This is a genomic window from Bartonella sp. LJL80, assembly GCF_054871565.1.
Map to the genome: position 1 here is coordinate 298,375 of NZ_JBTXLM010000001.1, position 21,544 is coordinate 319,918.

The 21,544-nt window shown below is 48.7% G+C and carries 21 protein-coding genes; 6 read left to right on the top strand and 15 right to left on the bottom strand.

The window, feature by feature from the left end; all coding sequences use genetic code 11:
- Positions 1–6 precede the first annotated feature (6 nt).
- The 5 genes from ACYSNS_RS01330 to tkt all read right to left on the bottom strand — a co-directional run bounded on the left by ACYSNS_RS01330 (position 7) and on the right by tkt (position 6,956).
- Entirely contained in the window at positions 7–1,134 is a 1,128-nt protein-coding gene (locus ACYSNS_RS01330) for a porin (RefSeq protein WP_461721325.1), read from the bottom strand.
- Positions 1,135–1,431: 297 nt separating this feature from the next.
- The gene (locus ACYSNS_RS01335; RefSeq protein ID WP_461721326.1) at positions 1,432–2,460 is read right to left on the bottom strand and encodes a class I fructose-bisphosphate aldolase; all 1,029 of its coding nucleotides are present in this window, start codon (positions 2,458–2,460) and stop codon (positions 1,432–1,434) included.
- Between the two features lie 150 nt (positions 2,461–2,610).
- The gene (locus ACYSNS_RS01340; RefSeq protein ID WP_461721327.1) at positions 2,611–3,801 is read right to left on the bottom strand and encodes a phosphoglycerate kinase; all 1,191 of its coding nucleotides are present in this window, start codon (positions 3,799–3,801) and stop codon (positions 2,611–2,613) included.
- Positions 3,802–3,936: 135 nt separating this feature from the next.
- Entirely contained in the window at positions 3,937–4,944 is a 1,008-nt protein-coding gene (gene gap, locus ACYSNS_RS01345) for a type I glyceraldehyde-3-phosphate dehydrogenase (protein ID WP_461721328.1), read from the bottom strand.
- Between the two features lie 32 nt (positions 4,945–4,976).
- The gene (tkt, locus tag ACYSNS_RS01350; protein WP_461721329.1) at positions 4,977–6,956 is read right to left on the bottom strand and encodes a transketolase; all 1,980 of its coding nucleotides are present in this window, start codon (positions 6,954–6,956) and stop codon (positions 4,977–4,979) included.
- A gap of 227 nt (positions 6,957–7,183) precedes the next feature.
- Between tkt and ACYSNS_RS01355 the strand changes: the two genes are divergently transcribed.
- Together ACYSNS_RS01355 and ACYSNS_RS01360 are read left to right on the top strand one after the other, a co-directional pair.
- Positions 7,184–7,459, top strand: a complete 276-nt coding sequence (locus tag ACYSNS_RS01355; RefSeq protein ID WP_461721330.1) for a DUF4164 domain-containing protein — start codon at positions 7,184–7,186, stop codon at positions 7,457–7,459.
- 14 nt (positions 7,460–7,473) lie between these two features.
- Positions 7,474–7,836: a cell division protein ZapA gene (locus ACYSNS_RS01360; RefSeq protein ID WP_461721331.1), complete on the top strand. Its 363-nt coding sequence runs from the start codon at positions 7,474–7,476 to the stop codon at positions 7,834–7,836.
- Between the two features lie 304 nt (positions 7,837–8,140).
- Here ACYSNS_RS01360 and ACYSNS_RS01365 read toward each other — a convergent pair whose 3' ends face one another.
- From ACYSNS_RS01365 to ACYSNS_RS01375, 3 genes are read right to left on the bottom strand one after another with little or no spacing between them, the layout of a single operon-like run.
- Positions 8,141–8,842 carry an aspartate/glutamate racemase family protein gene (locus tag ACYSNS_RS01365; protein ID WP_461721332.1) on the bottom strand — a complete coding sequence of 234 codons (702 nt, stop codon included), beginning with the start codon at positions 8,840–8,842 and terminating at the stop codon, positions 8,141–8,143.
- 1 nt (position 8,843) lies between these two features.
- Entirely contained in the window at positions 8,844–10,280 is a 1,437-nt protein-coding gene (gene pyk / locus ACYSNS_RS01370) for a pyruvate kinase (RefSeq protein ID WP_461721333.1), read from the bottom strand.
- On the bottom strand, positions 10,277–10,744 hold the full coding sequence (locus ACYSNS_RS01375) for a DUF1036 domain-containing protein (protein WP_461721874.1): 468 nt from the start codon (positions 10,742–10,744) through the stop codon (positions 10,277–10,279). Before ACYSNS_RS01375 ends, pyk begins: the two co-directional genes overlap by 4 nt.
- 121 nt (positions 10,745–10,865) lie before the next feature.
- Here ACYSNS_RS01375 and ACYSNS_RS01380 point away from each other — a divergent pair, with 121 nt between their 5' ends.
- The 3 genes from ACYSNS_RS01380 (at position 10,866) to ACYSNS_RS01390 (ending at position 12,681) form a co-directional block, all read left to right on the top strand.
- On the top strand, positions 10,866–11,672 hold the full coding sequence (locus ACYSNS_RS01380; RefSeq protein ID WP_461721334.1) for an N-formylglutamate amidohydrolase: 807 nt from the start codon (positions 10,866–10,868) through the stop codon (positions 11,670–11,672).
- 137 nt (positions 11,673–11,809) lie between these two features.
- Positions 11,810–12,067 (top strand): DUF2312 domain-containing protein, encoded by a 258-nt coding sequence (locus tag ACYSNS_RS01385; protein WP_461721335.1) that lies wholly within the window; start codon positions 11,810–11,812, stop codon positions 12,065–12,067.
- Positions 12,068–12,201: 134 nt separating this feature from the next.
- Entirely contained in the window at positions 12,202–12,681 is a 480-nt protein-coding gene (locus ACYSNS_RS01390) for a DUF7000 family protein (protein ID WP_461721336.1), read from the top strand.
- 27 nt (positions 12,682–12,708) lie between these two features.
- Here ACYSNS_RS01390 and ACYSNS_RS01395 read toward each other — a convergent pair whose 3' ends face one another.
- The 3 genes from ACYSNS_RS01395 to ACYSNS_RS01405 all read right to left on the bottom strand — a co-directional run bounded on the left by ACYSNS_RS01395 (position 12,709) and on the right by ACYSNS_RS01405 (position 15,719).
- Positions 12,709–14,517 (bottom strand): ABC-F family ATP-binding cassette domain-containing protein, encoded by a 1,809-nt coding sequence (locus ACYSNS_RS01395; RefSeq protein WP_461721337.1) that lies wholly within the window; start codon positions 14,515–14,517, stop codon positions 12,709–12,711.
- 125 nt (positions 14,518–14,642) lie between these two features.
- Positions 14,643–14,927, bottom strand: coding sequence for a hypothetical protein (locus ACYSNS_RS01400; RefSeq protein WP_461721875.1), 285 nt, complete (start codon positions 14,925–14,927; stop codon positions 14,643–14,645).
- 153 nt (positions 14,928–15,080) lie between these two features.
- A complete protein-coding gene (locus ACYSNS_RS01405) occupies positions 15,081–15,719 on the bottom strand; it encodes a thiamine diphosphokinase (protein WP_461721338.1) in 639 nt (212 codons plus the stop codon).
- 164 nt (positions 15,720–15,883) lie between these two features.
- Between ACYSNS_RS01405 and ACYSNS_RS01410 the strand changes: the two genes are divergently transcribed.
- Complete coding sequence (locus ACYSNS_RS01410) at positions 15,884–17,434, top strand: M48 family metalloprotease (protein ID WP_461721339.1); 1,551 nt, start codon at positions 15,884–15,886, stop codon at positions 17,432–17,434.
- Positions 17,435–17,498: 64 nt separating this feature from the next.
- Here ACYSNS_RS01410 and ACYSNS_RS01415 read toward each other — a convergent pair whose 3' ends face one another.
- The 4 genes from ACYSNS_RS01415 to fdxA form a co-directional block, all read right to left on the bottom strand.
- Entirely contained in the window at positions 17,499–18,449 is a 951-nt protein-coding gene (locus ACYSNS_RS01415; RefSeq protein ID WP_461721340.1) for a cation diffusion facilitator family transporter, read from the bottom strand.
- A gap of 71 nt (positions 18,450–18,520) precedes the next feature.
- Complete coding sequence (locus ACYSNS_RS01420; RefSeq protein WP_461721341.1) at positions 18,521–19,432, bottom strand: RNA polymerase factor sigma-32; 912 nt, start codon at positions 19,430–19,432, stop codon at positions 18,521–18,523.
- Positions 19,433–20,121: 689 nt separating this feature from the next.
- Positions 20,122–20,709, bottom strand: coding sequence for a CarD family transcriptional regulator (locus ACYSNS_RS01425; protein ID WP_461721342.1), 588 nt, complete (start codon positions 20,707–20,709; stop codon positions 20,122–20,124).
- 362 nt (positions 20,710–21,071) lie between these two features.
- Entirely contained in the window at positions 21,072–21,410 is a 339-nt protein-coding gene (gene fdxA, locus ACYSNS_RS01430) for a ferredoxin FdxA (protein WP_461721343.1), read from the bottom strand.
- Positions 21,411–21,544 lie beyond the last annotated feature (134 nt).

Consider the following 21,544-nt stretch of genomic DNA (forward strand, 5'->3'; position numbering starts at 1 on the left):
CCAAGCTTAGAAATCACGTTGAATACGGATGGCACCGCCGATTGCGTCGGAGCCATGTAAATCTGAATGGATATCATTCCACTTACGATAGTTGACTTCTGGCATCAATGTCAGACCCGGTGTCAGTTCATAAGCGACATTGGCTGCGGTGTAGGTATTGCCAACACCTTCATATGAAAGCTGGAAATTACCGGTGGCTTTCGGGGTAAACTTGAAGGAAGCGCCAAGCCAACCTACCCAGTTACCGCCCCATGTACCGTAGAAACTGTCAACCGCGCGCACACCCTTGCGGCCGTCGCGGATAACGCTCGAAAGGTCATCGATATCTTCGTAATAGGTGTCGTCCAGATCCTTGTAAGCACCCATAACCCAAACGTTGAAGCGGTCTGTTACGTTGAGGCTAACCTTGGCCTTGCCAATCCATGTCTCATTGACGGCATCATAAGCAGCAGCACCAGTTACCGAGCCCCAACCCTGCTCGAACTTTAAACCGGCAACGACATTTGGAGTGTAATCTTCAATGCTACCATTGTAGTCGGTATCTTCATCACCACCCTGCTCGAGCGAGATCATAGCTGACAATCCGTTACCGGCAGCATACGTGTATTGGATCATATTGGTGCGATAGGCACCGCCGAGGATAACATCGTCATTGATGAAATCGCCATAATAATCAAAAAATGTATTGAGTGATGATTCGTCGATACCGATATGCAAACCACCTAATTCGATATAGCCGAAACGGATTTCTGACGAACTGGAGTCTGTACCGTCATCAAAGTCTGAACGCAGCTCAATATGCGAGCGCAGGGTACCAAGTTCCGTTTCAGATGCTGTTGCGACAAGAATATGCGTACGCACTTCATCGCGCCAAGTTTTTGGATTGCGGTCTGAACGGCTGCGTGCATAAACATCGTCGCCACCCTTAGCCTGGGCATAGATGAAGCCGCCCAAACGCATACAGGTTTCTGTACCGGGAATATAGAAATAGCCTTCGCCATACGCATCACATACGCGTACATATTCTACCGGCTCGGCTTCGGGCAAAACTACATCCGCTGCCTTCGCTTGCAACGCCTGTACCCCGATAACCGCGGAAGTTATCATTAAAACCTGTGTGAGTTTGTTCATCATCGTCCCAATATCTCAAATAGCATTGACTGATATTAACCGGAGAGAATCCGGCAAGGCTTGTAGCGTGCATTATGTTCTGACATCTCCAACGTCCATCCCGAAATATGGAGAAATCTTACGAATGCGCATTTATCTATATAAACTTGAATTATTAGTTCAAGTTTAAACTCTCAAATAAACTTGTACGTGTTTTTTTTCCTTAGCGCTGTCACTAAAATGAAACAGTTGAAACTAAAAAAGCCCGAAACGCGGTGTTTCAGGCTTTTCCAGTGTTAAACAAGCTATTTCAGAAATCGGTTAAGCTGCGTTTTCAGCATCCTTTGACCATTTTCCCAAAGCGGCGAGATAGTTCATCTTGGCGCGATGGGTGAATGCGCGCTGACCGGCAGCGACATTTTCCTTCTTACCGCCCCAGGCCTTGATTGCTGCAGCCTGCAATGCACGACCGTAGGAGAATGTCACATTCCAAGGCAGATTGCCCATAGCATTCATAGCAGAAAGATGCGCCGTAGCTTCTTCATCCGATTGACCACCAGAAAGAAAAGCTATGCCCGGAACGGTTGCTGGAACCGTCGTCTTCAGGACACGCACAGTCTTTTCAGCAACTTCCTCTACAGAGGCTTTACGAGCGTTTTTGCCATCGATCACCATGTTCGGTTTCAATACCATGCCTTCCATTTTGACATTGGCAGAAAAAAGCTCGTCAAAAACGGTGCGGAGAACATGTTCTGTCACTTCGAAACAACGATCAATGGAATGATCTCCAGGTTTTCCGTCCATCAGAATTTCCGGTTCCACGATCGGCACTATACCTGCTTCCTGGCAAAGAGCGGCATAACGCGCCAAAGCCTGCGCATTTTGCCTTACGGCACCACGCGTGGGAAGGTTTCGGCTATCAATGGCGATAACGCCGCGCCATTTGGCAAAACGTGCTCCCAATTCATAATAATCTTTCAAACGTTCGCGCAAGCCATCAAGGCCCTCGGTGATGAATTCATCGGGAAAAGCCGAGAGTGATTTTGCGCCGGCATCGACCTTGATACCGGGTATGGAACCAGCGGCCTTGATCAGGTCTGTCAACATACGGCCATCAGATGCTTTCTGACGAATGGTTTCGTCAAACAGGATCACGCCGGAAATGTACTTCTCCATAGCCTCTTTAGCAGTGAAAAGCATTTCCCGATAATCACGACGGCTTTCTTCGGTCGATTCGAGATTGATGCTGTCGAAACGCTTCTTAATGGTGCTGGTGCTCTCATCGGCGGCAAGAATTCCCTTACCGGCCGCTGTCATAGCAATTGCGATGTCCTCAAGACGTTCACTCATAGGGGTGGCTCCTCTTTTTAACTGACCAAAGCAATAACAAAATTGTCTATGAAACGGAATGGCCGTGCAGTTTTCTCAATCGATTGAAATGGGGAGAAGGCGTATTATTTCGCTAAATTAAGCAAAATGATGCGCCTTCCGATTTTACATTTATTGTTCCAAGGCTATGACACCGGGAAGTGGCTTTCCTTCCATCCATTCAAGGAAAGCACCGCCAGCGGTTGAAATATAGGTGAAGTCAGAAGCGACACCGGCATGATTCAAGGCTGCCACGGTGTCACCACCGCCCGCTACCGATATCAGCTTACCCTGGCGTGTACGTTCTGCCGCGCGCTTTGCCGCCGCAACAGTGCCTTTATCAAATGGATGAAGTTCAAATGCGCCGAGCGGCCCATTCCAAACAAGCGTGGCTGCCTCATCTATCGCCGCATTGATACGCTCGATCGAGCCATCACCAACATCAAGCATCATGCCATCGGCTGGCAGAGCGTCAACACCATAATGTTGATTGGGCGCATCCGCTTCAAAACGATAAGCAACAACGGCATCAACGGGAAGGATAACCGTACAATTTGTTGTTTTTGCCTTTGCAAGAATAGCACGGGCTGTTTCGCCAAGCTCATGTTCACAAAGTGACTTGCCGACATCAAGACCTTGCGCGGCAAGAAACGTGTTGGCCATGCCACCACCGATTACCAGCGCGTCAACTTTTTCGACAAGATTGTTCAATAGATCGATTTTTGTAGAAACCTTGGCACCGCCGACGATCGCAACGACGGGGTGGGCAGGATTTCCTAGACCTTTTTCAAGTGCCTCCAGCTCCATTTGCATCGAGCGGCCAGCATAGGCCGGCAATAGATGTGCAAGCCCCTCTGTCGAGGCATGGGCGCGGTGGGCAGCCGAAAAAGCATCATTGACAAAGATATCACCATTTAGCGCTAATGCCTGCGCGAAAGCGGGATCATTTTTTTCCTCTCCAGCGTGGAAGCGGGTATTTTCAAATAAAATGATATCGCCATCTTGCATGGAGTCTACTGCAGCTTTTGCAGGCGCCCCGATGCAATCTTCTGAAAAGCCAACAGAATGTCCTAATATTTTTTCTGTCGTTTTGACGATTTGACGAAGTGAATCTTCTTCAACGACTTTTCCTTTTGGCCGACCGAAATGGGCGAGCAAAATAACTTTCGCGCCTTTTTCATGCAATTCCATGATCGTTGGCTTCACTCGTTCGATACGTGTCGCATCAGTCACCTGACCATCGGCGACCGGAACATTGAGGTCAACGCGTAAGAGAACACGTTTTGATTTTACATCGGCATCGTCAAGGGTGCGAAAAGCCATATTACTCTCCAGACAAAAAAGCGGCCACATCGTTTAGATGTCATGCAGCCTGTTACATTGCAGTCACGACCGGACACCCCTGAATCGAGGGCATCCCTTGAATGAAAATGGGGGCCGCAGCCCCCATTAGTCAAGTTAGATTGTTTTTGCGAGTGCCACCGCAGTATCACCCATACGGTTGGAGAAGCCCCATTCATTGTCATACCAGGAAAGGATACGGCAGAGGCTGCCATCCATCACCTTTGTCTGGTCTGTGTGGAAAACCGATGAATGCGGATCATGGTTGAAATCGTGGCTGACCAATTTTTCGTCCGTGTAACCAAGTACGCCTTTCAACCGGCCGTTTGATGCAGCACGGATCGCATCGTTGATCTCTTCAACGGTGGTAGGACGCTTGGCAATAAATGTCAGGTCAACAACTGAAACATTCGGTGTCGGCACACGGATAGCTACACCGTCGAGAAGGCCCTTCAACTCGGGCAGTACGAGGCCGACGGCCTTTGCAGCGCCGGTTGATGTCGGGATCATCGACAAAGCGGCTGCACGGGCACGGTAAAGATCCTTGTGCATGGTATCGAGTGTTGGCTGATCACCTGTATAAGAATGGATGGTTGTCATGAAGCCCTTTTCAATACCGACGGTATCGTTAAGGACCTGGGCCACAGGGGCAAGACAGTTGGTTGTGCACGAAGCATTCGAGATAACCAGATGATCCTTGGTCAGCTTGTCATGGTTGACACCATAAACAACAGTCAGATCAGCACCATCGGCAGGAGCGGAAACAATAACGCGCTTCGCGCCAGCTTCCAGATGATAGGCAGCCTTATCGCGGCTGGTAAAAATACCCGTGCATTCCATAGCGATGTCGATATTGAGTTCTTTCCAAGGCAATTCCTTGGGGTCACGAACAGCCGTTACCTTGATCGGACCACGGCCTACATCAATCGTATCGCCTGAAACCTTGACTTCATGGGGAAAACGTCCATGAACCGAATCGTAGCGCAACAGATGGGCATTGGTTTCAACCGGCCCCAAATCATTGATCGCCACGACTTCAATATCCGTGCGACCGCTTTCGATGATTGCACGAAGAACGTTGCGTCCGATACGTCCAAAACCGTTGATTGCTACACGTACTGCCATAATATCTCTCCCTAGATTGAGATGTTTCAGTATTAAAGTTTTGCTTCTGCCGCGGCAACGACAGCTTCAGATGTAATGCCGAAATGTGCGTAAAGTGCGTCAATCGGCCCGCTGGCACCAAACCCATGCATCCCGACAAAAACACCGTCCGTACCAATGAAGCGATCCCATCCCTGCCGAATAGCCGCTTCGACTGCAATTTTCACCGGCGCCGTGCCGATCAATGCTTTGCGGTAGGATTCCGGCTGCTGCTCGAACAACTCGAAACAAGGAACCGAAACAACGCGGGTCGGTACGCCCTTGCTTTCAAGCACATCACGTGCATTGACAGCTATTTCAACTTCGGATCCGGAGGCAAAAAGAGTTACTTTTGCATCATCACTAGCCGTCATCAGCTCATACGCACCCAATGCGCAGAGATTTTCTTCCTCGTAGTCCTTGCGCAAGGTCGGCAGATTCTGCCGTGTCAAAGCCAGCGTTGATGGAGTCTGGTGCGATTTGAGTGCCAATTGCCAACATTCTGCCGTCTCCACCACATCCGCAGGACGAAAAACAAGATGATTGGGAATAGCGCGCAGACTGGCCAAATGCTCAACCGGCTGGTGCGTTGGCCCATCTTCACCCAAGCCGATCGAATCGTGCGTCATAACGTAAATGACGCGGATCCCCATCAGAGATGATAAACGCATGGCCGGACGAACATAATCGGCGAAACAAAGGAAAGTACCCGAATAAGGGATGATACCACCGTAAAGCGCAAGACCATTCATCATCGCGCCCATGGCATGTTCGCGGATACCATAGTGGATATAACGCCCCGAAAAATCGTCTGGCGTAATGCTTTTGGTCTGGCTTGTTTTCGTGTTGTTTGAACCGGTCAGATCGGCAGAGCCCCCAACGGTTTCGCCAACAACGCCGTTAATGATTTCCAGCGCCATTTCCGAGGCTTTCCGTGTCGCCACCTTTGGTTGATCCGCGGCCAACTGCTTTTTATAATCGGCAATAGCGGCATCAAAATTGCCCGGCAGATCGCCACGCATCAAACGCTCGAATTCAGCCCGACGTTCAGGATCCAGCGCATCCAGTTTCTTTTCCCATTCAATACGCTTTTTGGCAGCATTGAGGCCGGCAAGACGCCAGCTATCGAGAATTTCGGCAGGCACAACAAACGGCTCACTTGTCCAACCCAGCGCCGCACGCGTGTCTGCCACTTCTTCCGCGCCCAAGGGCGAGCCATGCACCTTGTTGGTGCCCGCTTTATGCGGAGAACCGAAGCCGATCGTGGTCTTGCAAGCAATCAAGGTAGGCTTATCGGACAACTTGGCTTTTTCAATTGCCTTTGCCAGCGCTTCCTGATCGTGCCCGTCAACCTTGATCGTGTTCCAGTTACAGGCTTGGAAGCGGGCACATTGATCGGTATTATCTGCAAGGGACACTGCACCATCAATGCAGATATTGTTATCATCCCAGAACAGAATCAGCTTGTTCAGCTTCATATGCCCAGCAATAGCAATCGCCTCCTGCGAGATACCTTCCATAAGGCAACCGTCGCCAGCAAGAGCGTAGGTATAGTGGTCAACGAGATCACCAAAACGCGCATTCATCAATCTTTCACCAAGTGCCATACCCACCGCATTGGCGATTCCTTGGCCCAATGGCCCGGTTGTAGTCTCGATGCCGCTGGCGTGCCCATACTCGGGATGCCCTGCCGTTCTTGCTCCGAGTTGGCGGAATTTCTTGATCTCATCAATGGTGATGTCTTCATATCCCGAAAGGTACATGACCGAATAAAGCAACATTGATCCATGACCCGCCGAAAGAATGAATCGGTCGCGGTTTGGCCAATTAGGCTTTTTGGGATCGTGGGCAAGGAATTTTGTATAAAGCACGGTCGCGATATCGGCTGCCCCCATAGGCAGACCGGGATGTCCCGAATTGGCTTTTTCAATGGCATCGATGGAAAGAAAACGGATAGCGTTGGCCATCTGGTTCTGTTTGTCACTGTTTTTCATGGGTTCGGGCTACTCTTTGATCGCTGAAAAAAGTTCCGGTCGTCCGCAACGATTGACACATATCACTTGCACACGATGAGTCAATAAATTCCGGCTTTCAACAGCTCTGATATGGTGGATTTCTTGCCACATGGCTCAGAGCCAATTAAGAATAAGAAAAATCACTCAGAAAATGCTGATGTGATTCGTTTTTTGACGCTGGCTTTTAAAAAAGGATCAGGAACAGGATGCGGCAAGACACATCGATTCTCGATCAGGCTATCGAGCGGTTGGAAAAAGCGCTTAAGACGCTGGAAACTGCGGTGAGCAACAATCACGAAAGCCAGTCCAGCACAGGTGAGCTGGAGGAAGAGGTCCAACGCATGAATGCCGACCGCAGCCGTCTTGCACAAGAACTCGATACGTCCGAGGCACGCGCGGAACGCTTGGAACTGGCAAATAAGGAAGTGTCGCGCCGCTTGATCACGGCGATGGAGACAATTCGCACCGTGGTTGATCGATAAAGGGCAGATAAGATATGGCAACTGTTTCAGTCACGATCGACGGAAAAACTTATCGCATGGCTTGCGATGAAGGCCAGGAACAGCATTTGACAGGTCTTGCCCAGCAGCTTGACCAATATATCAGCCATTTGAAATCGAATTTTGGTGAGATTGGCGATCACCGTTTATCTGTTATGGCCGGCATTATGGTGATGGATGAACTGGCTGAAACACAGCGCCAAATGGATATTATGAAACGAGAAAACGAAGAGCTTCGACAAGAAAACGCGAAATTGGCCACTGTCGGCGAGCGTTATGAAGTGAGCATCGCAAAGACGATTGATAAGGCTGCAAGCCATATAGAAACACTCGCTAGCCAGCTCATTGCAAACCGGTAACAGCATGGATTGACCTATCGAAATTCATCGCCTACGCGCAGGATTCGAGCTTTTTTTTTCAAAATCGGTTACGCAACGAAATTGTATTCATCTTGTCATCATTTTATGCGAACTGATGTGTGTTGTGCCGTCCTATAGGGTGCAGCGAAAATTGAAAGCCGGTTTCTGTGTTATGCGTGCAATGAAACAGAAAGTTCATGCGTGTCGGTTCAATCCAACAAAAGGCCGCACACATCAAGCGCGTTGAACGACCTTCGCCGAAAACGCTGATAACCAGGCCTACAAACGAGCATATTCTCTTGTATCAAATGGTTTGCTCAAGCGCTTTTTCCACCGCTGCTTGTGCATGTATAGCGGTCGTATCAAATACAGGAACGGCACTGTCGCTTTGATCAACGAGCAACGAGATCTCCGTACATCCGAAAATGATCGCCTCTGCACCGCCACGAACCAAACGATCTATGATCGCGCGATAATTTTGACGGGATTGTTCCGTTACAACGCCCTTCACCAGCTCGTCATAGATGATGCGATGGACGGTTGCCCTATCGGTTTCTTCCGGAACAAGGACATCTAAACCATAACCGACAGTCAATTTACGCTTGTAAAAATCCTGCTCCATTGTAAAGCGCGTACCTAACAAGCCGACCTTTTTAAATCCATGCGTTTCTATACGTTGCGCTGTGGCATCGGCTATATGCAGGAAAGGTATGATGATAGCACTTTCGATAGCATCTGCAAAACGATGCATTGTATTGGTGCAAAGGACGATAAAGTCAGCACCGCCAAACTGCAATTGTCTGGCTGCATCCACCATTTTTTGCTGAAGAATATCCCATCGGCCTTCATGCTGTAATTTTTCAATCTCGCCGAAATCGACTGAAACCATGAGGCTGCGCGCAGAATGCGCGCCGCCCAGTTTCTTTTGAATGGATTGATTGATCAGCCGATAATACTCGGCTGAACTCTCCCAACTCATACCACCGATAAGGCCGATGGTTAGCATGCTATACGCCTTTCATACCGTCTTTCGAAACATAGGCGATGCGCAGCATATTCGTTGCACCAGGTGTCCCTAAAGGGACACCCGCGGAAATGATGATGCGATCGGCTGGAACACAAAACCCTTCCTGACAAGCAATCGATGCGGCACGATCGACCATATCATCCAAGTCATGCGCATCTTCAGTGACGACGCAGTGCAAGCCCCATACCAATGCCAGACGACGTGCTGTCTCTACGACGGGAGAAAGGGCGATGATTGGCGTACTTGGACGCTCACGCGAAGCACGAACACCTGTGGCGCCTGACCCCGTGTAAGCAACGATTGCGGATAGGTTGAGCGTTTCCGCGATTTGGCGCGCAGCAAGTGAAATCGCATCCGCTCCTGTCGGTTCGGGCGAAGGATGCTGGGCATTGATCATGGGAGCGTAATTTGGATCGCGTTCAATTTTGCAGGCGATCCGATCCATTGTGCGAACAGCTTCCTCTGGATAGAGGCCGGATGCGGACTCAGCTGACAGCATAATGGCATCAGCCCCTTCGTATACCGCAGTAGCCACGTCTGAAACTTCGGCGCGTGTCGGAACCGGCGCACTGATCATTGATTCCAACATTTGGGTCGCAACGACCACCGGCTTGCCCGCGCGCCGGCAGGTTTTGATGATATCCATCTGAATTCCGGGCACTGTTTCAAGCGGCATTTCGACGCCCAGATCACCACGCGCAACCATGACGGCATCGGAAAGATCGACAATCTCCTCAATCCGCTGCACCGCTTGCGGTTTCTCGATTTTAGAAAGAATGGCAACCTTACCTTGTGTGATCTTACGGGCCTCGGCAATGTCTTCTGGACGCTGGATAAAGGAAAGTGCAATCCAGTCAATCGGCTCTTTGAGAACGGCCAAAAGATCCTTATGGTCCTTATCTGTCATCGCTCCGACACCCAAGGTTGTATCAGGCAGACTGACACCTTTGCGGTCGGATATACGTGTTCCCGCGATAACTTTACACTGGATGGAATGATTGCTGCATTTTTCGGCAAGAAGTTCCAGCTTCCCATCATCAATCAACAAGCGTTCACCAGGCTTGACCGCATCCAGAATTTCAGGATGGGGAAGAAAGACGCGCTTATTATCACCGGGAACGTCTTTATTGTCCAAGGTGAAAGACTGGCCGACAACCAGATCGACCTTGCCTTCGGCAAATTTTCCGACACGCAGCTTTGGACCCTGCAAATCTGCGAGAATGCCGATTGGCCGGCCAAGCTTCTTCTCGATCGTACGGATGCGTTTGACCAATGTACGCATCATATCATGATCCGCATGGCTCATATTAATGCGGAAAACATCCGCACCAGCCATGAAAAGTTTTTCGATCATTGCTTCATCAGCCGATGCAGGGCCGAGGGTTGCAAGAATTTTTACTTTACGATCGCGTTTCATTCGGTAGGCGCTCCTGTGACAACCGGCGTGTCTAACGCCGGATTATTCGACACCGGTTCGGTCAGCTGGACCATCCAGCTCGTCTGTGTACCGGTATCAATTTCCTGAAATCCGGCTTTCTGAAAGCCGCGGGCAAAACAATCATTTACCCCATCAATTTTAAATTCGCTGTCTTTAACACACATATTGACAGGGCCATCCCAGCGCCCCTGATTTTTTGCATCTTCAGCATGAAGATAATAGAAGCGGGACGATAACGGACCATCGATTATGGTTTTGCAACGTGTCGGACCGACGACCCACCACCCTTCGCTAACCCAGCCCGAAGGCGCACGATAGCCAATCGACACGCCGATAATCTCCTGCGTTGTATTGCATACTCGAAAATCAGCATGTGCGAGGCTGCCCGTTGCAGATGCAAGCACCAGGCCGATGAGAACAACCCGAATTTTTTTCAATAGCATTGTCGGCACCTTAGGCTGTAAAACATTTCTACAGCGTTCTTCCATTCACTTCTGCTGTTTTGTGTAGTTTCGATAGAATTGTCAATCTTAACCGCTTCTAGAATAAGGTCGTGTCAGAAAAATGATGATGGAAAATTCACATCAGGGCAAAAAATTGGTGCCATTTTTCGAAATTTCCGGAAATATGCAGACGGGCATTGTATTGATTGCCGATCACGCCCGCAATACGCTTCCGCCCGAATATGGCACACTCGGTCTACCAGCGTCAGAACTTGAGCGCCACATCGCCTATGATATCGGTGCTGAAGCACTTACCAGAGCGCTTGCCATGCAACTTGATGCACCTGCGATACTCAGTAACTTCTCACGTCTGTTGATTGACCCCAACCGCGGTGAAACGGATCCGACACTGATCATGCAACTATCTGATGGAGCAGTGGTTCCAAGCAACTATCCTTTGGATGACAGCGAACGCCAGCGACGGATCGACTGTTTTTACAAACCGTACGATAGAGCGATCGACCAGTTGATTGCGCAAGTCGAGCACCAGAGCGGCCAAAGCCCGTTGGTCATCTCTATTCATTCTTTTACGCCCGTCTGGCGTGGAATAACTAGACCTTGGGAGATTGGTCTGCTTTGGGATAGCGACCCACGGGTATTCAACTTACTTTATCACGCTTTACAACAAAGCGGAGATCTCACCATTGGTGATAATCAGCCTTATGATGGCGCTCTCAAGGGCGATACGATGTATCGCCATTGTACGCGAAAAGGCATCGCGCATATTTTAATTGAAATACGTCAGGATCTTATTTGCGATGCCGACGGTGTTGAAACTTGGGCTCAGCGCCTTGCCCCAATTCTCCGAAAGATCAACCTTGATACGCTGATTCACATGAAACAGTTTCATGTCTCCCGCTGTGACTGATATCGTAGCATTTCACAGAATAAACGAAAAAAAAATGCTTGTGGCTTGACTCCGAGGGCCGGACTCGGGCATCGAAATGTCACACTGCGACCGACTTCTCGAGTCGTATAACAGGAATCTATCTGGAGACCATTTCCATGAGTGATGTGACAGACGAAACACAAGCCGTGGCCGTTGGCCAATTACGCTCTTTCATTGAACGTATTGAGCGTCTTGAAGAAGAAAAGAAAACGATCTCTGATGACATCAAAGACGTTTATGCCGAATTGAAAGGCACTGGTTTTGACAACAAAGCTGTGCGCACCATCATTCGTTTGCGTAAAAAAGAAGACCATGAGCGTCAAGAAGAAGAGGCGATGATACAGCTTTACAAAGACGCCCTTGGAATGAACTAGACCACTTTTTCAGTACCAAAAGCCTTTCATTTCTTGAAAGGCTTTTTTTCGCTCAGCCAGATCTACGCTTATCCGCTATATCCAATTGATTATCCGTTCGTTATACAAAATATGGAAACGAAACGGGTGGTATAATGATCAACAATATGATTGCGCACTATAAGCAGCAGCTAAACGAAAGCGACATCGCATCCACCTATGCTTTTCTGATAAAGTTTGTGATGAAAGTGAAAGCATCCTATGGCGATTTTTCACAACATGATTTTACCATAGGCAATGTTTCACCCGGTTATATGGATTTTACCTATTTTCCTTTTTACAATGCCTCATTACATCAACAAAAACTACGTTTTGGCATTGTTCTCAATCACAAGCAAATGCGCTTTGAGTTGTGGCTTATGGGACAAAATGCAGCCGTACAAAAGGAATATTGGACACGGCTCAAAGCCACCAAATGGAATGAAAAGCGGGTTGCGATGCCCAAATATAGTGTGCTGGAAGCCACTATCCTCGACCAACCGGATTTTTCAGACCTGGAACAGCTGGTGCTTCAAATCGCAGAGAAAGCCGATATAGCCGTTACCGAAATCCTACAAACGCTCGAAAGTTGTTAAACAACAAAGTAAGATAAGCAGCGGCCTTTAGGCGTTTTCAATTTCTTCCCGCAACATTTCCAATTGCAACCATTCTTCTTCTTTTTTAGTAATAGTCAGCCGTTTTTCATCCAAAAGCTTGGACAATTGCTGAAAGCGTTTGGCGTCGCGCGTATAAAGTGAAGGATCAGAAAACTCCTGTTCCAGCTTTGCAATCTCACCTTGAAGCGCATCTATTTCTTCCGGCAACTTCTCCAACGCGTATTTTTGTTTGTACGATAATTTCTGCTTGTCGTTGCGTGGCAGTTGCACAGGCTCTGACCCGGTTGGTGTACCAACCAATTTACGTGCTTTCCGTTCTTCAAGGGCCGCACCTTTCCTTTGCGCCAACATATCACTATAGCCGCCGGCATATTGCAACCAACGTCCGTTTCCTTCCGGTGCAATAATACTCGTCACGGTGCGGTCGAGAAAATCACGATCATGGCTGACGAGAACCACAGTCCCTGCAAAACCAGCAACCAGTTCTTGCAGAAGATCCAATGTCTCCATGTCAAGATCATTGGTCGGTTCATCGAGAATGAGTAGATTTGCCGGTCGTGACAAGACGCGCGCCAGCATTAAACGCGCCCTTTCACCGCCCGATAACTCTTTGATGGGGGTGCGGGCTTGCTCGGGTTGGAAGAGAAAGTCCTTCATATAAGACACAACATGACGCTGCTCGCCATTGACAATGACGCTATCGCCGCGACCATCGGTCAAATAGTGGGCCAATGTTTCCGTTTCATCCAGCGCACGTTTTTGATCGAGCGTCGCAATTTCCAGATTGAAGCCTAAGCGGATGGTTCCGCTGTCAGGCGCCAAAGTTCCGGTCAACATCGATAAAAGTGTCGTTTTACCAATTCCGTTCGGCCCGACCAGACCAATGCGATCGCCCCGTTGGATCCGCGTTGAAAAATTGTCGACAAGAATACGATCACCATAAGCTTTGTTGATAGATTTTGCTTCTATCACCAGCTTGCCCGACTCCTGCGTGTCGCTGGCTTCCATAACAGCGCTACCCTGTGGGCCGCGATATTCTTTATACTGCTGGCGTAAAGACTGCAGGTCACCAAGACGACGAACATTGCGTTTGCGTCGAGCTGTTACGCCGTAACGCAACCAATGTTCTTCCCTCTCAATCTGGCGCCCCAATTTATGTTGTTCGCGCTCCTCTTCCTCCAACAGCTTGTCGCGCCATTCCTCGAAAGAACCAAAGCCTTTTTCAAGGCGTTTGGTTTCACCCCGGTCGAGCCAAACGGTTGAGCGGGTAACATTTTCCAAAAATCGTCGGTCATGTGAAATGAGTACAATTGCCGACCGTATAAGATTGAGCTCACCTTCGAGCCATTCAATGGTTGTGAGATCCAAGTGATTCGTTGGCTCATCAAGGAGAAGGATATCCGGTTGCGGTGCGATGACGCGCGCCAATGCGGCGCGCCGTGCTTCACCGCCAGAGAGATTTCTGGGATCCGCTTCACCGGATAGCCCAAGATGATCAAGCATATAGCTCACACGATGTTCGTCGTCCGCTGGACCTAAACCTGCGCTGACATAGGCTCTCACAGTCTCAAAGCCATCCATATCGGGTGATTGGGGTAGATACCGGATTGTCGCAGACGGATGACGGAATATCTCGCCATCGGTCGGTTCAACAAATCCGGCTGCAATTTTTAGCAAAGTGGATTTGCCAGACCCGTTACGGCCGACCAAGGCTATGCGATCATCTTCGCTCACGGATATTGCGGCATCGGTGAGTAGCGGTGTGCCGCCAAATGTAAGAAGGACATGGTCGAGTCGGAGAAGTGGAGGAGCCATCAGAATTCCATGTGACATTTTTTTTCTGTTGTGCGCGATTGCTACGCATCTGTCAATTAAAGCGGATATAGCCCACAAAAAAGGGCCGGCAAAGCCGACCCTCTCTTACATAATCACCACTCACATCAATTACATGGTGCCTGATACATACGACCATATGCATCGCGATAATTACAGTACTGAACACCATTGCGCGTTGTTGCCACACCGACAAGCGTACCAGCCGCCGCACCAATGGCAGCACCGGCGAGAGCGCCTTTGCCGCTGCCCTTAATGGCACCGCCAGCCAACGCACCTAACGCTGCCCCACCTGCACCATAGCCTGCGGTGCGCTGCTCATTGGCTGTACAAGCAACAGTTGCAAAGCCTAAAGCCGAAACCATAGCAATCAATGAAATACGTTTTAACATAGCCACACTCTCTCTTTTTTTAAAAAACGTCCCGTTAATTGTGTCGCCATAATAAGGCGAAACCAAGATCATCGCGAGGCCCAAGGCCATCGACTGTCCCGAGTTTACACACATGAATATTAACGGCCCTTTACCAACCTGTTCACTTTGCGTTCATAGTGCTTGGGTCAAGGTAGCCAATAATATCGCTTGGCCTGAACGCAGTTTAACGTTCAAAGTTCCGCGAATACGGTTAGAAAGTGTCAAAGATGCGCCAAAAGGAACATGCTTATCGGCAAGCGGCCATTCTGCATCCTCAATACATAGCCCATCAAGATCACTCAGCCCGATAATACTAAACAGGCTTCTATCGGGCAAATCATATTGAAAAGCGCCGGGTAAAACCGGATACGCTTCTTCCCGACCACTTGCCAACATGACATTGATCCCACGTTTCGCCAAGTTTACGGCAAAGGTCATATGAAAAAGAGCGTGATCAGTACGCTCGCCTCCAAAGGCGCCACACAGGATGATTCGTTTTGCACCCCGAGCCAGCGCGGCATCAACGGCAAGCTCACCATCTGTCATATCCTTGGCGACCGGAAAGACTGCCCGCTCAATTCCGCTATATAATTGTTTGAGCTCCTCATCTGATGAATCAAAGTCACCTAGCCAAAGATCGGGTTTCAGATCGAGTGGTTTTGCATGTCGCATACCGCCATCAGCTGCCAATACGATGCTGCCACTGACCTGCTGCTTTAAACGCGGCGTTACAAAAACGTCGCCGCCTAAAAGAATAGTAAAAACTGCCATGCCAACCCCATTCCCATTCTATCTTTTTACCAATCGTCACCTATATGTCACAGCAATACATATTTGCCGAAAGAATTCGCAGTAAAGAAAAAAAACACTGTTATTCTGGTTCTTTTTCGGTCAAACAACGCTAAAGGACTATTTACGCCATAATTGCGATGAAGATGGATAATCATCGGTTTGGCATGAGCGGATTGAAGATGACGGCAAGCATAAAATCCATTCCTACAAAAAAGCAATTCAAGCGCCTGATTAAAGTGCCATATCGCACTTCGGTGCTGGGCTGTGCTTTTTTGACGCTGTCTGCCTGCCAAATTCTTGATTACAATAAGCCTGATGGTGGTTTAACTCCATCAGGAACGCCGGTGACAGTGGACAGGGTTGCCAAAAATGACGCGCTGGCAAAATTGGGCGCTTCCCAACATCCGCGCATACTGCAAACCTATGGCGGTGAATATAGCGACGCGAAACTTGAACGTATGGTTGCAAAGATCGTCGGAAAATTAACAGCCGTTTCCGAAAATCCCAACCAAACTTATCGTATCACGATTCTCAATTCACCCAACGTCAACGCATTTGCACTGCCCGGCGGCTATGTCTATGTCACGCGCGGTATGTTGGCCCTAGCCAATGACTCGTCTGAAGTGGCGGCAGTTTTGGCGCATGAAATGGCACATGTGACGGCCAATCACGGTATCTTACGCCAGCAAAAAGAAGCTGAGGTTGAGCTAACCAATCAGGTTGTAAGCGAAGTTCTTGCCGACCGTTCTGTTGAAAAAGAGGCCGCGATACGCGGAAAACTCAGGCTTGCACAATTTTCGCGGAATCAGGAACTCCAGGCTGACGCGATCGGTATCAAAATGCTCGGTGAAGCGGGATATGACCCTTTTGCATCGCCCAGGTTTTTGCAGTCGATGGAAGCCTATACGGCTTTTCGTAATGTTTCCGGCGCGACCGATGCCACATTGGATTTTTTGGCGAGCCATCCCGCCACGCCGCAACGTATTCAATTGGCCATCGGCCAAGCGCGAAAAGTCGGTGCACCTGGTATCGGCACAACAGATCGCGATGATTTCCTCAACGGTATTGATGGCATGATTTTCGGTGATACGGCTGACGAAGGCTATATTCGCGGTAATCAGTTTGTTCATCCGAAACTCGGTGTCACCTTTACGGTTCCGCAGGGTTTCACCATTGATAATTCGTCAGCTGCGGTGATAGCAAGCGGCCCCGGAGACATAGCTATCCGCTTTGATGGTGTGGCGCTCCCCCGTGGACTTTCCGCGAGTGACTACATTCAAAGCGGGTGGGTTAGCGGTCTTGATCCGGCTTCTGTCCAACAAACCAGCATTAACGGGTTGCCCGCGGCCCGTGCTAGGGCTGTCAATGACCGTTGGGAGTTTGACGTGGTGGTCATCGTGGTAAAAGACCGTGTTTTCCGATTTTTAACTGCCGCACCAAGAAACTCGACAAATCTTGCTTCTGTGTCTTTAGCAACAACGTCAACTTTCAAGGCTCTGTCCTCACGCGAAGTGTCCGCGCTTAAGCCGCTGCGCATTCATGTTGTGACTGTACGCGCAGGAGAGACGGTCTCGTCAATGGCGCAGCGCATGCAAGGATCAACCGCGAGCGAGAAACTATTTCGCATCATCAATGCACTATCTCCCACGGCAACACTATCAGCCGGAGATCGCGTAAAGATTATATCAGAGTAAATCTACGCCAAGGCTTAATGCGAAAGGGATAAAACATGATGGCGCCGTTTCGTTCGAAACCCCATCAATAAGCCCATTCCGGTTTGGCAGTGAATGACACCGTCAACCAGCGATCCGGTCCAGCATCACCGATCATATCGCCTATTTCGGAGCGTATTTTATCCAGCTCTTCAACTTTTCCGATCTGATAATTCTGCGGTAAGATTAAGTGAATTTCTATCATCGTCGACCGCCCCACCTTTGCCAGATAGTTCTGCGCTCCGACGAACCCATATCTCTCGACTATTTCATCAACCACTGCGTTAACGTGATTGTCTAAAGACACCGGCGTAATCATAAGAATTTCGCGCAGAGCTTTTATAACCGTTTTTACCGGTACGGGTATCATTACAATTGCTATGAGGGCCAGAACCGCAGGATCGATATAGGGCAGCAGCCAACTATGCTCCGTGCCTTCAATGAAGAAGGCAAAAATAAAGGCGCAGAGAAGCGCCAGACTAATACCGCCAGAAACAAACCAGCTTTTCGCATCTATAGCAATAAATGCTGAACCAATCTCGCGATTGCGACGCAACTCATAAAAAGCCAAGCCGAAACATAAGCACACGGCAAAGAATGCAAACCAAACCGCTGGCCCGAAGTCGGGCGTATGACCACCCCGCCAAATGGTACTGATAGACTCGAATAAACCGTAAAAAACGGCGATCATCAAAGAGATACCGTTAATCGCCAAGAGCATGGGTTCAAAATGCCAGAAGCCGTATTGAAAACGCTCTGTGAACTTAGGAGCTTTGCGCTTTTGTCGATTAACGTCGATCTGAATAAGCCGCGCAACCAACAATGCAGCTAGGCTAAAAACACAATCCACTGCCGAATACATCCCATCGAATATGATGGAAGATGAGCCGGTGAAAATACCAATAGAGACAGCAGTGACCGCAAGAACGATTGTTACCCATATCGAATATTTCAGGATGCGCTGTTCTGCCAGCGCATTTTGATCATAAAGTTGCAATCTGTTTCTCCTTGATTGCAACTTTATATCTCAACCGGCCAATAAATGGAACCGCAAGCGCAGCCAAAGTCCTAAACCTCATAGGCCTCGACATTATTGACTGACAGGAGCGCGTTACGGAGCTTTTGCATGGCGCGCGCCTCGATCTGTCTCACGCGTTCTTTGGAAATGCCCATTGCCTCACCTAACGATTCCAATGTTGCACCGTCATCATTCAAACGACGTGTACGAATAATTTGCAATTCACGTTCATTCAGAATCTGTAAAGCGTCATGCAACCATTGCGAGCGTCTCTGTCCGTCGATTTCATCTTCAATGATCTCGTCCTGCAGTGGGCGCTCATCAACCAGAGCATCCATTTTGGAACCCGAATTCTCGTCATCACCCACCATAGGCGCGCTTAACGAGTTGTCGGAAGCCGAAAAACGAAAATCCATCGTTTCAACATCCGACACCGACACGCCGAGCTTTTCTGAGATGTTGCGATAAATATCCTGTTTGGTCATGCTTCGATCTTCCTGAGCCAATTTTGACCTCAGACGACGCAAGTTAAAAAACAGTGCCTTCTGTGCAGAGCTTGTGCCCCCACGTACGATTGACCAATTGCGGAGAATATAGTCTTGTATAGATGCCCTTATCCACCAAGTGGCATAGGTTGAAAACCGGACTTCCCGATCAGGCTCAAAACGGGCAGCAGCTTCCAGAAGGCCAACATAACCTTCCTGAACAAGGTCACCCAAAGGCAATTTGAAATGCTTGAAGCGATTGGCAATTGATATGACCAAGCGCATGTGAGCCGCTGCGATCTGGTGCATAGCGTCACTATCGCGATGATCTTTCCAACGCAATGCCAAGGCATGCTCATCCTGACGCTCTAGATAGGGGGCTCTCATCGCCGAACGCATCATGTTGCGTCCGAGTGTATTATCTGTTCCGGAATATGTTTTTGATGCAACTTGTACGGCGGTGGAAACGTTGCTCATAACTGCCCCTTCGGTGTCGTGACTATAAAATCATCTTCAATGTGACGGCGCTTCGTGCCGCTATTTGAACCAAACGTCAGAATCGAGATATGGTTCCAATATGACGTTAAAGTTGTGACTTTACAACTTTAAATTTCATATATTTATACCACACTTAATAATTGTTACTTGTGTTGCATTGTTACTTCACTTTGATAAAAGAGAAAAAGGCACTCCCTGTTCCAACATCCGCGCATAGGGAGGCAATAAACCGTATCCAAACGGGATTTGCGCAGGAAAAAAAGTGCTAATACCGTCTGGTTTCTGAAAAGCAGCGATACAATAATGTCGACCTCCAAAGTGTCGACTTCCAAATTAGCACATTGACTGTTGCTTGCTTGAAAGCGGTGTGTGCTGCGAAAGGGTCGGGCTCACTTGCTCTCTTCCGGGCAATTAAGCTTGGAATAACTGCCGATAGTTAAACCACATATAAATCAGTTTCGTTTGGTACGGTTAAGCTGGTTGCTTGTTTTGGAAAACCTATTGAACCTTGTGGTTCATGAACAATGATGAGCATTTCGCTTATAGCTCAGTTAAGCCAATGAAGACATCAATGGTTCCAAGAAACATGTTTCAGCTATAAAAAAACCCGCTAGAGAAGCGGGTTTTTCGATCTTCGTCAGGTTGGTTATCGTTGCGTCATCATGCGATTAAGCGGCGACAACCTCGCCGTCATCGGATTCTGCTTCCAATTCAGCGTCACTTTTAGAACCGCGTTTTGGGCTTTTCGCAAGATTGGTTTCAATCGAGCGCACCGCCTCGGTTTCCGATACTTTGTTGACTGCCGCAATCTCACGCGCCATGCGATCAAGAGCTGCCTCATAGAGCTGTCTTTCAGAGTATGATTGCTCAGGCTGGTTTTCTGCACGGAAAAGATCACGAACAACTTCGGCAATTGAAATAAGGTCGCCCGAATTGATTTTCGCATCATATTCCTGAGCACGACGCGACCACATTGTGCGTTTGATACGTGCACGCCCTTGAAGGACTTTCAATGCACGTTCAACAAAATCTGTTTCAGACAATTTACGCATGCCGATAGAAATTGCTTTTGCAACCGGTACTTTGACATGCATTTTGTCTTTTTCGAAGTGGATCACAAACAATTCCAGTTTGTGCCCTGCAACTTCCTGCTCTTCAATGGCGATAATCTGACCGACGCCATGAGCTGGATATACGATATATTCTGAAGCTTTGAATCCCTGACGTGCCGGGGATTTTTTCTGCTGGGACGACATATTTTTACTTACTCCCTTTGTGCCCGGCACATTTGCCGGCAAACACAGGTTGAAAGCCCTTAAACCGAGCCAAATCCGACAGAAAGCATCCCACAGTTGCATCAAACTGATCAAACGGCAAAAAAACCTGCCCGACAGTTGCGAAGCAAATGTCGTTACGGGTCCCTTCAAAATGACATATCCGTCCGAGCTCAATGAAACCATTCAGCACAGCGAAGGATCCATGTCAGATTGAAACCACCTTTCAGTGATAGAAGATCAACGTCAGAAAACACTCAGCTATCGGCTGAACTCTGGTAAACTAACATAAAAAACCAAAGAAATCAACATTCAGGCCGGAAATGATTCGATAGCGGCTCAGCTCAGTCGCCGGTTCCCGGTTTGTCAGAAAAGAATTTTTCCAGTTTGCCGGTTACACCATCCATTTCGGTTGCTTCCGGAAGCTGATCTTTTTTGATGGTCAAATTCGGCCATTTCGAAGCATATTCCATATTCAGCTCAAGCCATTTATCCAAACCCGGTTCCGTATCGGGTTTGATTGCTTCCGCTGGGCACTCAGGTTCACAAACGCCGCAATCAATGCATTCATCCGGGTGGATGACAAGCATATTCTCACCTTCATAAAAGCAGTCGACAGGACAAACCTCAACGCAGTCGGTATATTTGCAGCGAATGCAATTGTCGGTCACAACATAGGTCATGTTTCAATCTCCAGTGTTCACGTCAAGCGCATTCCGACAAAAGCCTGTCACACTTTTTAACGGAAATGAATTGATAACGGCATTGAGTTAGCGTTTTTGTGCGGTTGTTTCAAGTCCGCAAATAGGCCTTGATG

What these genes read in the sequence shown, in the direction of transcription:
- ACYSNS_RS01330 (WP_461721325.1), bottom strand. Translation starts at nt 1,134, where the DNA reads ATGATGAACAAACTCACACAGGTTTTAATGATAACTTCCGCGGTTATC.
- ACYSNS_RS01335 (WP_461721326.1), bottom strand. Translation starts at nt 2,460, where the DNA reads ATGAGTGAACGTCTTGAGGACATCGCAATTGCTATGACAGCGGCCGGT.
- ACYSNS_RS01340 (WP_461721327.1), bottom strand. Translation starts at nt 3,801, where the DNA reads ATGGCTTTTCGCACCCTTGACGATGCCGATGTAAAATCAAAACGTGTT.
- gap (WP_461721328.1), bottom strand. Translation starts at nt 4,944, where the DNA reads ATGGCAGTACGTGTAGCAATCAACGGTTTTGGACGTATCGGACGCAAC.
- tkt (WP_461721329.1), bottom strand. Translation starts at nt 6,956, where the DNA reads ATGAAAAACAGTGACAAACAGAACCAGATGGCCAACGCTATCCGTTTT.
- ACYSNS_RS01355 (WP_461721330.1), top strand. Translation starts at nt 7,184, where the DNA reads ATGCGGCAAGACACATCGATTCTCGATCAGGCTATCGAGCGGTTGGAA.
- ACYSNS_RS01360 (WP_461721331.1), top strand. Translation starts at nt 7,474, where the DNA reads ATGGCAACTGTTTCAGTCACGATCGACGGAAAAACTTATCGCATGGCT.
- ACYSNS_RS01365 (WP_461721332.1), bottom strand. Translation starts at nt 8,842, where the DNA reads ATGCTAACCATCGGCCTTATCGGTGGTATGAGTTGGGAGAGTTCAGCC.
- pyk (WP_461721333.1), bottom strand. Translation starts at nt 10,280, where the DNA reads ATGAAACGCGATCGTAAAGTAAAAATTCTTGCAACCCTCGGCCCTGCA.
- ACYSNS_RS01375 (WP_461721874.1), bottom strand. Translation starts at nt 10,744, where the DNA reads ATGCTATTGAAAAAAATTCGGGTTGTTCTCATCGGCCTGGTGCTTGCA.
- ACYSNS_RS01380 (WP_461721334.1), top strand. Translation starts at nt 10,866, where the DNA reads ATGATGATGGAAAATTCACATCAGGGCAAAAAATTGGTGCCATTTTTC.
- ACYSNS_RS01385 (WP_461721335.1), top strand. Translation starts at nt 11,810, where the DNA reads ATGAGTGATGTGACAGACGAAACACAAGCCGTGGCCGTTGGCCAATTA.
- ACYSNS_RS01390 (WP_461721336.1), top strand. Translation starts at nt 12,202, where the DNA reads ATGATCAACAATATGATTGCGCACTATAAGCAGCAGCTAAACGAAAGC.
- ACYSNS_RS01395 (WP_461721337.1), bottom strand. Translation starts at nt 14,517, where the DNA reads ATGGCTCCTCCACTTCTCCGACTCGACCATGTCCTTCTTACATTTGGC.
- ACYSNS_RS01400 (WP_461721875.1), bottom strand. Translation starts at nt 14,927, where the DNA reads ATGTTAAAACGTATTTCATTGATTGCTATGGTTTCGGCTTTAGGCTTT.
- ACYSNS_RS01405 (WP_461721338.1), bottom strand. Translation starts at nt 15,719, where the DNA reads ATGGCAGTTTTTACTATTCTTTTAGGCGGCGACGTTTTTGTAACGCCG.
- ACYSNS_RS01410 (WP_461721339.1), top strand. Translation starts at nt 15,884, where the DNA reads ATGGATAATCATCGGTTTGGCATGAGCGGATTGAAGATGACGGCAAGC.
- ACYSNS_RS01420 (WP_461721341.1), bottom strand. Translation starts at nt 19,432, where the DNA reads ATGAGCAACGTTTCCACCGCCGTACAAGTTGCATCAAAAACATATTCC.
- ACYSNS_RS01425 (WP_461721342.1), bottom strand. Translation starts at nt 20,709, where the DNA reads ATGTCGTCCCAGCAGAAAAAATCCCCGGCACGTCAGGGATTCAAAGCT.
- fdxA (WP_461721343.1), bottom strand. Translation starts at nt 21,410, where the DNA reads ATGACCTATGTTGTGACCGACAATTGCATTCGCTGCAAATATACCGAC.